8 protein-coding genes are annotated in these 10,324 nt (G+C 65.3%); 3 read left to right on the top strand and 5 right to left on the bottom strand.

Annotation, left to right across the window (positions count from 1 at the left end; translation table 11 throughout):
• Positions 1 to 19 precede the first annotated feature (19 nt).
• The 3 genes from BRC58_05890 to BRC58_05900 all read right to left on the bottom strand — a co-directional run bounded on the left by BRC58_05890 (position 20) and on the right by BRC58_05900 (position 2,469).
• On the bottom strand, positions 20 to 1,153 hold the full coding sequence (locus tag BRC58_05890) for a 3-oxoacyl-ACP synthase (protein ID PSP17604.1): 1,134 nt from the start codon (positions 1,151 to 1,153) through the stop codon (positions 20 to 22).
• A gap of 7 nt (positions 1,154 to 1,160) precedes the next feature.
• The gene (locus BRC58_05895) at positions 1,161 to 1,820 is read right to left on the bottom strand and encodes a peptidylprolyl isomerase (GenBank protein ID PSP17613.1); all 660 of its coding nucleotides are present in this window, start codon (positions 1,818 to 1,820) and stop codon (positions 1,161 to 1,163) included.
• An 82-nt stretch (positions 1,821 to 1,902) separates the two neighbouring features.
• Positions 1,903 to 2,469 (bottom strand): photosystem I assembly protein Ycf4, encoded by a 567-nt coding sequence (locus BRC58_05900; protein PSP17605.1) that lies wholly within the window; start codon positions 2,467 to 2,469, stop codon positions 1,903 to 1,905.
• Between the two features lie 277 nt (positions 2,470 to 2,746).
• Here BRC58_05900 and psbC point away from each other — a divergent pair, with 277 nt between their 5' ends.
• Positions 2,747 to 4,135, top strand: coding sequence for a photosystem II 44 kDa subunit reaction center protein (psbC, locus tag BRC58_05905; protein PSP17606.1), 1,389 nt, complete (start codon positions 2,747 to 2,749; stop codon positions 4,133 to 4,135).
• 44 nt (positions 4,136 to 4,179) lie between these two features.
• On the opposite strand, the gene BRC58_05910 is transcribed toward psbC, so the two are convergent.
• On the bottom strand, positions 4,180 to 5,463 hold the full coding sequence (locus BRC58_05910) for a hypothetical protein (GenBank protein ID PSP17614.1): 1,284 nt from the start codon (positions 5,461 to 5,463) through the stop codon (positions 4,180 to 4,182).
• A 50-nt stretch (positions 5,464 to 5,513) separates the two neighbouring features.
• Entirely contained in the window at positions 5,514 to 5,978 is a 465-nt protein-coding gene (locus BRC58_05915; GenBank protein PSP17607.1) for a hypothetical protein, read from the bottom strand.
• Between the two features lie 122 nt (positions 5,979 to 6,100).
• Here BRC58_05915 and BRC58_05920 point away from each other — a divergent pair, with 122 nt between their 5' ends.
• Both BRC58_05920 and BRC58_05925 read left to right on the top strand, forming a co-directional pair.
• Positions 6,101 to 9,772 (top strand): 5-oxoprolinase, encoded by a 3,672-nt coding sequence (locus BRC58_05920; GenBank protein PSP17608.1) that lies wholly within the window; start codon positions 6,101 to 6,103, stop codon positions 9,770 to 9,772.
• Entirely contained in the window at positions 9,769 to 10,185 is a 417-nt protein-coding gene (locus BRC58_05925) for a hypothetical protein (protein ID PSP17609.1), read from the top strand. Before BRC58_05920 ends, BRC58_05925 begins: the two co-directional genes overlap by 4 nt.
• Positions 10,186 to 10,324 lie beyond the last annotated feature (139 nt).

The raw sequence follows: 10,324 nt of genomic DNA on the forward strand, positions 1-10,324 counted from the left end.
TATTGGGGGCAGCTCTATCTTAAAGAGCCGCAGCCAGAACAAGGGCCGCATTCTGCCCGCCAAAGCCAAAGTTGAGGCACAGCAAGTAGCGCAAGCGGGCCGGCCGTGCGGCCGTGACGCAATCGAGTGCAAAGGCCGGATCGGTTAGCCCCACGCAGGGTGGTAGCGTCTGCTGCTGCAGGGCAAGCAGGCTAAAAGCGACGCTCAAGGCGCCCGAGCCGCCTAGTGCGTGGCCCGTTGCCCCCTTGGTCGCGCTGACGGGAACGCTATCGCGGAACCGCGTGCTGATGAGCTCGGCTTCGTGCCAGTCGTTAAGGGGAGTACCCGTGCCGTGGGCGTGAATGGCATCGATATCCGCTGGGGCCAGCCTGCTGCGCGCTAGGCACTGCTCGATGGCGAGGGCAGCACTGCCGCCCCCCGGGCGGGGATGGCTGGGATGGTACGCATCGCAGCTGAACCCGGCGCCCAGCAGGTAACCGTAGGGTGCGGTGCCGCGAGCTCGAGCGGCCGAGGCTGGCTCCAGCACCAACGCGGCGCCGCCTTCGGCTGGGACCAAGCCCTCCCGCTGCCGGTCGAAGGGATAGCACCCGGTCGTTGCCAGAGCGCCCATGCGCTCGAAGCCGGCTAGGGTTAGCGGCGTCAGGGAGGCCTCCATCCCGCCCGCGATCGCCAGCTGGCACTGCTGCGCTTGCAGGAGCTCGCCCCCCTGGGCGATCGCCCAGAGGCCGCTCGAGCAAGCGGCCATGGGCGCCAGCACCGGGCCGGTTGCTCCCAGCTGCTGCGCGGCGGCCGTCGCGGCCGCATTGGGGAGCAGCGCCGGCCAGTGCGCCAACTCGTGCGCCTGCCCCTGCGCTCGCGCTTGGGCGAGCTGCTCGCACTCCCCCTGATGCCCGCGGCTGGAGCCCAAGGCGACGCCGCTATCCGGGCGTGGGGCCGCCAGCGCCGCATCGGTGAGAGCGGCTGCGGTTGCCTCTTGAGCGAGCGCCGCCAAGCGCGCCGGCCGCTCGCCGATTTGCCCCATGGGGCGCGGCGGCAAAGCAGCGAAGGGTTGGCGCCGCGCAATCCCGCTTTGGCCGGCTAGCAAGCGCTGCCAGGCGCGCGCCAACCCGCCGAGCGCGCTCTGCAAGCCCATCCCCGTAACGGCGACCTCCACAGCTCGCTTACGGGCGTTGCAAGCGTTCCAAGCCCCGAACGACCTCGCTCGATTGAATGTGATCGCCAGGCTCGATCGCCTCAACAGCCGCCATCCCCTCGGTGACGCGACCGAAGGCCGCGTAGTGACCGTCGAGAAAGGGCAGATCGGCCAAGGCAATGAAAAACTCTGAGGAGGCCGAGTTGGGCATTTGCGAGCGTGCCATGGAGACGGTCCCGCGCTCGTGGGGCAGCGCCGGTGGGGCCGAGATGCCGGCTTGCTCGAAGGTTTCGCCGTAAATGGGGCCATCCGCGCCTTGGGGCAGCAGCTCAAGCGGAACGTGGCGCCGGATGGCCTCCTGACTGGGAGGCTCGCCCCCCTGGACCAGCAGCGGCCTGGGATCGCGCACGACCCGATGGAAGGTCAAGCCCTCGTAGAAACCGCGATCGACCAGATCGACAAAGTTCCCGGCCGTGACCGGCGCTTTGTTGCCATTCACCTGGATGGTGATGGACCGACCGCCGACGGTCAGCACCACGGTTGCTTCCCCATCGAGCTGGGGCAGCGCATTGATCTCCGTTTGCGAGCCCCCCATTGCCGCCGGTCTTTCGCCGGCCTCAATTTGGGGCGCCTCCATGCGCTCGCACCCCCCCAACGCGATGGCCAAGGTGGCAAAAGCCCAACACATCCCGATGGCCCAGTAGCGGCTCAGCATGGCATGCCTCAGCTGCCAGTGCAGCCCCTATTAAAACGCAACGCGCGAGCGCGCCCTACAGCCCTTCGAGCGGGACTTGCAAAAACCGAGCCAGCTCTGCCCCTTGATTTTCCAACTCCGATAGCGATAGCGGCTCACCCACCCGCGTCAGGGGGATGTCGCGCCTCTCGTTGAGGCGAAGATAAAGCGCGCGCTTGGGGTTGAGGCCTTCTTTAATCTCGGCACGTACGGACTGGACGTCATCGAGGCTACCCTCGATCTCGATGCGGCGGTTTTTGCCAGGGAAGCCCCAGCGAAAGATCTTGAGCGAGCCGCTGTCTTTGTCGAACTCGTTGTAGCCACCGCCTACATCCAGCGCGACTGCCAGCCAAAGGTAAGCAGCCACTAGGCTCCCGGCAACCCCATAAAATGCCAGCGCAACGCCCTGCGGGATAAATTGCAGGTCAGTGGGGTCGCTGACAACGACCAAGTTTACCTTAAAGTAGCTGGAGAGCCCGGCTAATAAAAACCCCACGCCCCCAATGCTCGAGACCACAGCCCACACGTAGTTGCTCAAGCGCCGCGAGCCCAGAACGCTCTGCCGCAGAACCCGGTCCTGTTGCGCTTTAGCCTCTGCTGCCATCGAAACGGCCCGGTCTAGAGGGACTGCCGCTCCATTCTGCCACGCGGTACGCTAGCAAGCACCCAGACTAACCTTGGGGTCCCAACGGGGCTCGAAAAAACGCAGCGTCTGTGCTAGTTTTAAGAAACGTAAAAGGGCTCTCATGCGGGAGTTCCGCAGTGGGGCCGCTTGCAGCTACCGGCCGGTAGCGCTGGAATTGTCACCGCATCAATAGCGATAATTTAGGCAAGCGAGGCAATAACGCGTTGGCAAGCGTTGACGTAAGGAGGTAAATCCCGTGGTATCGGCCTCAAATACCTCAATGGTTGCAGGCAGCGGCCGCGACTTACAGTCCTCGGGCTTTGCCTGGTGGGCTGGTAACGCGCGCCTGATCAACCTCTCCGGCAAGCTTTTGGGCGCTCACGTCGCTCACGCCGGCCTGATTGTCTTGTGGGCTGGGGCAATGACGCTGTTTGAAGTTGCCCACTTTGTCCCCGAAAAGCCCATGTACGAGCAGGGGCTCATCTTACTGCCCCACCTAGCGACGCTCGGCTGGGGTGTCGGACCGGGTGGGGAAGTGGTGGATACCTTCCCCTACTTTGTGACTGGCGTACTGCATTTGATCTCGTCCGCCGTTCTGGGCATAGGCGGTCTCTATCACGCCCTGCGCGGCCCGGAGACGCTGGAAGAATACTATTCCTTCTTCGGCTACGACTGGAAGGACAAAAACAAAATGACCACCATCCTGGGCTTCCACCTCATCGTGCTGGGGATTGGAGCCCTGCTGTTGGTGTTTAAAGCCATGTTCTTTGGCGGCGTCTACGACACGTGGGCGCCGGGGGGCGGTGACGTGCGCGCTATCAATAACCCCACCCTCAATCCCGTCGATATCTTTGGCTATGTTGTGGGATCGCCCTTTGGCGGCAGCGGCTGGATCGTTGGTGTCGACAACATGGAAGACATCATCGGCGGCCACATCTGGGTCGGCATTCTCTGCATTGCCGGCGGTATCTGGCACATCCTGACCAAGCCCTTTGGCTGGGTGCGGCGTGCCTTCATCTGGTCCGGCGAGGCCTATCTGTCCTACAGCTTGGGTGCCCTCTCGTTAATGGGTTTTGTGGCCTCGTTCATGGTCTGGTTCAACAACACCGCCTACCCGAGCGAGTTCTACGGGCCGACCGGGCCGGAAGCTTCGCAAGCTCAGGCCCTGACCTTTTTGATTCGCGACCAGCGCCTGGGCGCTAACGTCGGTGCCGCACAAGGGCCGACCGGTCTGGGCAAATACCTGATGCGCTCGCCCACTGGTGAGATCATCTTCGGCGGCGAGACCATGCGCTTCTGGGACTTCCGCGGTCCGTGGCTGGAACCGCTGCGCGGTCCCAATGGCTTGGATCTGGACAAGATCCGCAACGACATCCAGCCGTGGCAAGCCCGCCGGGCGGCTGAGTACATGACGCACGCCCCGCTGGGCTCCATTAACGCCGTCGGCGGCGTGGCAACCGAGATCAACTCCTTCAACTACGTCTCGCCGCGCGCCTGGCTGTCAACCTCCCACTTTGTGTTGGCCTTTTTCTTCCTGGTGGGCCACCTCTGGCACGCCGGTCGCGCCCGCGCGGCGGCTGCCGGCTTTGAAAAAGGCATCAACCGCGAAACCGAGCCGGCCATGTCCATGCCCGATCTGGACTGAGCCGAGCCTAGCGAGCGTTTAAGTTGGGGCGCCTGCCGGAGTGGCTAGGCGCTCCGCTTTTTAGTGGGACGCCAAGAAGCCAGCAGCCGTTGTTGCAGGCAACCGGCAATGCGTGCGGCAGCGCCCGGCTCGCCCATGCGCCGCCGTCCGTTTTGGGCGATGAGGTGCAGCCGGTCCGGGTCTTGCAGCAACGAGCGGACGCGCTCGGCAGCCTCGCGAGCGCCGGCTGCCACTTGCAGTGAGGGGCCCAGCAAGCGCGATTGCGCCTCGGCAAACGCCGGTGTAAACTGCGGCCCTTGGCCCGGAATGGTGATCGCGGGCTTGCCCAAGCCGACAAACTGCTCGGTTGCCGTGCCGGCGGTGGCCAAAGCCAAATCGGCAGCGTGCAAACATTGGCTGTAGGCGTTGCGCGATAGCACCAGCGTGGCGTGCTGACTGGCAAACAGTTGGTCTTCGGGGTCATCAATAGGGGCCGGGACAGCTGGCTGCGATTGGGCCTGCCAGCCCTGCTCGCGCAGGCAGTCGTGCAGCGGCCCGTCAGCCAACCCAGGCGCGATCGCGGCCAGAAACTGCACCGGCCAGTCCGCGAGCGTTGTTTCAACGGCTGCTGCTGCCTGCAGTAGCGACTGCCAATTGCGATAGGCTTCTGGCGCTCGCGAGCCCGGTAGCAGCAGCACGCAGAGGGCCGCCCGCCGTTGGGCTGCGGGCGCGCGCTCGGCGCCGAGGCCGTCCATCATGGGGTTACCCAGATCGAATGCCGGAACGCCGTACTGCTGCAGGCGCTCGGCCGTCAGCGCATCGCGCGGGAACGTGCCCCGGCAGCGCCGGTGGCGCATCAACCAGCGCTCCCACGGCCAGTACACTGACCCCACGCATCGCTCCAGGCGCGAGGTTTGCGGCAACCACTGGGCCTCGTCCCGCAGGTAGTACTCCGATTTTGCCGTTCCGATAAAGGCGTAGGGCAACCCGCTCGACCAGGCCAGCAGCAACGGCACCACATCCCCCACTGCCAAAACGGCCCGGGGATCGCGAGCGCTCGCGCCCTGCGCCCAGCGGCGAACGGCTCGGTACTGGCGCAGCGCCAGCCCGATCAGGCCACCGCGCAAGTCGCGCCACAGTTGCCGCTGGTCCATATAGATAAATCCGCCCGAGGGCATGGGTTGGATGGGGCCGATGCGGGAGATGCCCGCGCGGCGGTAGGCTTCCCCTTCGCCAACGATGGGTAGCGCCGCGATCGCCGGTGCCGCTGCTTGCGCCTGCAATTGCGTCAGGACTCGAGCCGCGATCGCGTCTTCCCCGTGACCGTTACTGAGGCAAAGTAGCTTCATGCCTCGCTCGCGCTGCGGGATGGCTTCAGGCCCATCCGCGGGCTGGGGCATCACCTCAACCAGCGCTTTCTGACCGCACTCTGGCCCTTTTGCCACCACCAAACCGCCACAACGCCCCAAACGGCATTAAATGCTAAGACCAACAGCGGCGTCAGTGCCCCCAAGCTCACCCCCAGCATGCCGCGATCGGCTCGGATGGGGAAAACGTAAAACAACTGAACGGCACTGGGGAGCAGGCTGTAGGTCAGGCCGCGGAACAGGGCGCGATTGCGCCGAAACCAAGGCAGAAAATTGCGACCCGGCCAAGGCAGCAGGAACAAAAATCCCCACAAGCCGCCCCACACCAGACGGGGATAGAGCCAATCAGGGGTGAACTGGGGGACAATACTGACCCCCAAGGCAGCCGTCAGGCCCGCCTTACCCGCGCCCCAAACGATAAGGCTGTTGGCCAGACCGCCCAAGCTGCCGGCAGCAAATGCCAGCGATAGCCGGTTGGTCCACTGCTGTGCAGCCATGGTGTCCCTGTTGCCGGAAGCATGGATGTAGCAGCCAGACGCTAACACGGGCTGCAAGGGCGATCGCCGCTGCGCGCGCGGGTGCCAAAATACAAAACGGCCGAGCAGGCATCAGCCTCCCTATGGCGGCAAAGTGGCAGTTTTGGATCGATCGCGGCGGGACGTTTACCGACGTTGTCGCCAAGCGGCCGGACGGGCAGTTTGCCATCCGCAAAGTGCTCTCGGACGATGCCGGAGCCGTTCAGGACGCCCCAGTGCGCGGCATTCGGCAGCTCATGGACGTCCCGCCCGAGCGGCCGCTGTCCGCCCGGGACATCGACACCATCAAAATGGGGACCACGATCGCCACCAACGCGCTGCTCGAGCGGACCGGCGAGCGCACGGTGCTGGCCATTACGCGTGGGTTCCGGGATGCACTGCGCATCGGCTACCAGCACCGGCCCGATATTTTTGCCCGCCGCATCACTCGGCCCGAGCAACTGCAGGCGCGCACCATCGAGGTGGACGAGCGTTTGGATGCCGCTGGCAACGTGCGCGTACCGCTCGATCGCGACAGCGTGCGCCAGGCGCTGCAAGCCGCTCGCGATGCGGGCATTCGCAGCTGCGCGATCGCGCTGGTTCACGGCTACCGCTACCCGAAGCACGAGCAGGCGGTAGCCGAGATCGCCCGGCAAGTGGGCTTCGAGCACGTCTCGGCCTCGCACGCGGTCAACCCGCTGATGAAGCTGGTCAGCCGCGCCGATACCACGGTCGTCGATGCCTACCTGTCGCCGCTGCTGCAGCGCTACGTCCACCGCGTGGCGAGCCAACTGGCCGGCTATCGCGCCGGCGAAGCAGCCGGCGAGGGCGAGGCAGCGGCCATCCGCATCCTGTTCATGCAGTCCCACGGGGGGCTCACCGACGCGCGCGCCTTTCGCGGCAAAGACAGCATTCTCTCCGGCCCCGCCGGCGGCATCGTTGGGGCGGTTAAAACCAGTGCCATTGCCGGCTTCGATCGCATCATCAGCTTCGATATGGGCGGCACCTCCACCGATGTCGCCCATTACGCCGGCGAGTACGAGCGCGACTATGAGACCGAGATCGCCGGCGTCCGGCTGCAAGCGCCCATGATGGCCATCCACACCGTCGCCGCGGGCGGGGGGTCCATCGCGCGCTTCGACGGGCTGCGCTACCGCGTGGGGCCGCAATCGGCCGGGGCCGATCCGGGACCGGCGGCCTACGGCAAGGGCGGTCCGCTCACCGTGACGGACTGCAACGTCATGGCGGGCAAGCTGCGCCCCGAGTTTTTCCCGCACGCCTTTGGCCCCAACGGCGATGCCCCGCTCGATGCGGGTGCCGTGCGCGAGCGCTTTGCACGACTGCGCGAACAAATTGGGGACGGGCGCCCTCCTGAAGCGATCGCATCGGGGTTTTTGGCCATTGCCGTCGAGACCATGGCCAGCGCAATCGAGCAAATTTCGCTGGCGCGCGGCTACGACGCTTCCCAATACGCCCTGTGCTGCTTTGGCGGGGCCGGCGGGCAGCATGCCTGCGCGATTGCGGATGCGTTGGGCATCGAGCGCGTGCTGATCCATCCCTATGCGGGCGTCCTGTCGGCCTACGGCATTGGGCTGGCTGACATCCGGGTGCTGCGCGAAGAGGCGGTCGAAGCGCCGCTGCACGAAGGCCTTATTGCCCAGCTCGAGGAGCGGCTGGAGGCGCTAATCGCCGACGGCCGCGCCGAGCTGGATGCCCAGGCAGCGGCCGACTCGGCGGCTGCGACCGTCCGGCGCCAGGTACGCGTGCGCTACGAGGGGACCAACTCGCCGCTGAGCGTGGCCTTCAATGGCGCCGCTGCCATGCGGCAGCAATTCGAGACCGCACACCGGCAGCGCTACGGCTTTGCCGCCCCCGAGAAAGCGCTGGTGGTCGAAGCCATCGCCATCGAGCTGGTCTGCCCGACCGAGACACCGGAGGAGGCAGCGGCGGCACCGCAGCGCCAGGGGCCGCCGCAACCACTCAAAACGGTGCCGGTTTATACCGCCGGAGCATGGCACCAGGCGCCGCTCTACGCGCGCGATCGCTTGCAACCCGGCGATCGCCTGGTTGGCCCCGCGCTGGCGATCGAGGCCACCGGCACCAATGTCATCGAACCCGGCTGGGTGGCTGAGGTTACCCCCCAGGCGCACCTGCTGCTCAAGCGGCAGCGCGAGCGCGCCGGCCAACCCCAGCTGGCACAGGCTCAGCCTGGCACAGTCCCCGATCCGGTGGCGCTGGAGATCTTCAACAACGCCTTCCGCTCGGTCGCCGAGCGCATGGGCGCAACGCTGCGCAACACCAGCTACTCGGTCAACATTAAAGAGCGCCTGGATTTCTCCTGCGCCCTGTTCGATGGCAACGGGCAGCTGGTGGCCAATGCCCCCCACATTCCGGTGCATTTGGGCTCGATGAGCGCCAGCGTGCGCAGCCTGATCGCTGCCTGCGGCGATCGCCTCCAGCCGGGCGATGCCTACGCGCTTAACAACCCCTACAACGGGGGAACCCACTTGCCCGATGTCACGGTCGTCACGCCCGTTTTCCTCAATCAGAACCAGCCGGCGTTCTATCTGGCCTCGCGCGGCCACCACGCCGACATTGGCGGCATGACCCCCGGTTCCATGCCGCCCAACAGCACCCATGTCGAGCAAGAAGGCATCCTGCTGGATAACGTTCGGCTGCTGGCGCAGGGGCGCTTGCGCGAGCGCGAGTTTCGGGAGCTGCTGGCAGCTGGCGCGCATCCGGCCCGCAACCCCCAGCAAAACCTGGCTGACTTGCAAGCGCAGTTGGCTGCCAACGAGCGCGGCATCCGCGAGCTGCAACGGCTGGTCGAGCAATTTGGGCTGGCTACCGTGCAGGCCTACATGGGCCACGTGCAAGCCAATGCCGAGGCCTCAGTGCGGCGCGCGATCGAGGCGCTCCGACCGGGCCGCTTCCGTTGCGAGCTGGATGGTGGCGCTTGCATTGAAGTTGCTATCGACATCGATCGCCACAGCCGTAGCGCCCGCATTGACTTCGCCGGCACATCGGCGCAGCAGGCCAGCAACTTCAATGCGCCGGCCGCCGTTTGCCAGGCAGCGGTGCTGTACGTCTTCCGCACCCTGGTCGAAGACGACATTCCGCTCAACGAAGGCTGCCTCAAGCCGCTCGAGATCGCCATTCCCGCCGGTTCGCTGCTCAATCCCGATCCGCCGGCAGCCGTAGTTGCCGGCAATGTCGAGACTTCGCAGACCGTGGTCGATGCGCTCTACGGGGCACTGGGGGTCATGGCAGCCGCCCAAGGCACCATGAACAACCTCACCTTTGGCAGCGCGCGCTACCAGTACTACGAAACCATTGGCGGCGGTTCGGGCGCCGGGCCCGATTTTGACGGGACGGATGCCGTGCAGACCCACATGACGAACTCGCGCCTCACCGATCCCGAAGTGCTGGAGTGGCGCTTTCCTGTGCTGCTGGAGCACTTTGGCATTCGGCCCCAGAGCGGCGGCCGCGGGCGGCATTGCGGGGGCAACGGGGCCATTCGCCGCATCCAGTTCCTGGAAGCAATGGAAGCTGGGATCCTCTCTGGGCGGCGCCAGATTGCACCGTTTGGATTGTACGGTGGCGAAGCTGGCGCCACCGGTCAAAACCGCCTCGAGCGTAGCGACGGCACGAGCGCGATTCTGGGCAGTACGGCTACTGTAGCCGTGGCCCCTGGCGATGCCATCATCATTGCAACCCCCGGTGGCGGCGGCTACGGTGACCCATCCGAGGCAACGTCCCAAGGAGCGCAACCGTGAAACGCTACGAGCTCGACCCCAACGCAGAACTATCCGGCGCCGCCATGCGCCTCGACAAACTCGACCGGCGCGTGGGCGGGCTGGCTGAGGAAAGCTTTGATAGCGACCTCGACGCCGGCAAGTTCATCCATCCCTCGGCCGAGGCCTATATCAAGGTCCGCAAGAGCGCAGACGGCCAAAGCGAGGAACTCGTTGACAGCTACTTCTATGCCTCGCTGCTGCTCTACCACTGCTACCTAGGCCGCGAAGGGGCCCAGACGCTGTATTTTGTCCTAGCCGAGTACGCTGACTTGCCCCCAGGAGTTCCCCAGCAGCTGCTCAATGACTGCGAGGCGCTAGACCAGCAAGCCATCAACCAAGCCTTGCAAGTGCTGATGCTAGGCATGATGAATGCCAATTCGGTGGAGACCTAGTGATCGCTAGCTCGATCAGATGCCGGCCGCGGCGTACTTCTCAGAGGGTGTTTTAAAAGTCAGGGAGCCTCCATGGCATAGGCTGTCCTACTGGAGAACAAGGAGGACAAGCCATGGAAGCTACCACCCCAGCCTACCC

Source organism: Cyanobacteria bacterium QS_8_64_29, assembly GCA_003022125.1.
GTDB lineage: Bacteria > Cyanobacteriota > Cyanobacteriia > Cyanobacteriales > Rubidibacteraceae > QS-8-64-29.

Excerpts from the sequence above, each read along its gene's own strand:
- BRC58_05895 (PSP17613.1), bottom strand. The coding sequence starts at position 1,820 with ATGTGTTGGGCTTTTGCCACCTTGGCCATCGCGTTGGGGGGGTGCGAG.
- BRC58_05900 (PSP17605.1), bottom strand. The coding sequence starts at position 2,469 with ATGGCAGCAGAGGCTAAAGCGCAACAGGACCGGGTTCTGCGGCAGAGC.
- BRC58_05910 (PSP17614.1), bottom strand. The coding sequence starts at position 5,463 with ATGAAGCTACTTTGCCTCAGTAACGGTCACGGGGAAGACGCGATCGCG.
- BRC58_05915 (PSP17607.1), bottom strand. The coding sequence starts at position 5,978 with ATGGCTGCACAGCAGTGGACCAACCGGCTATCGCTGGCATTTGCTGCC.
- BRC58_05920 (PSP17608.1), top strand. The coding sequence starts at position 6,101 with ATGGCGGCAAAGTGGCAGTTTTGGATCGATCGCGGCGGGACGTTTACC.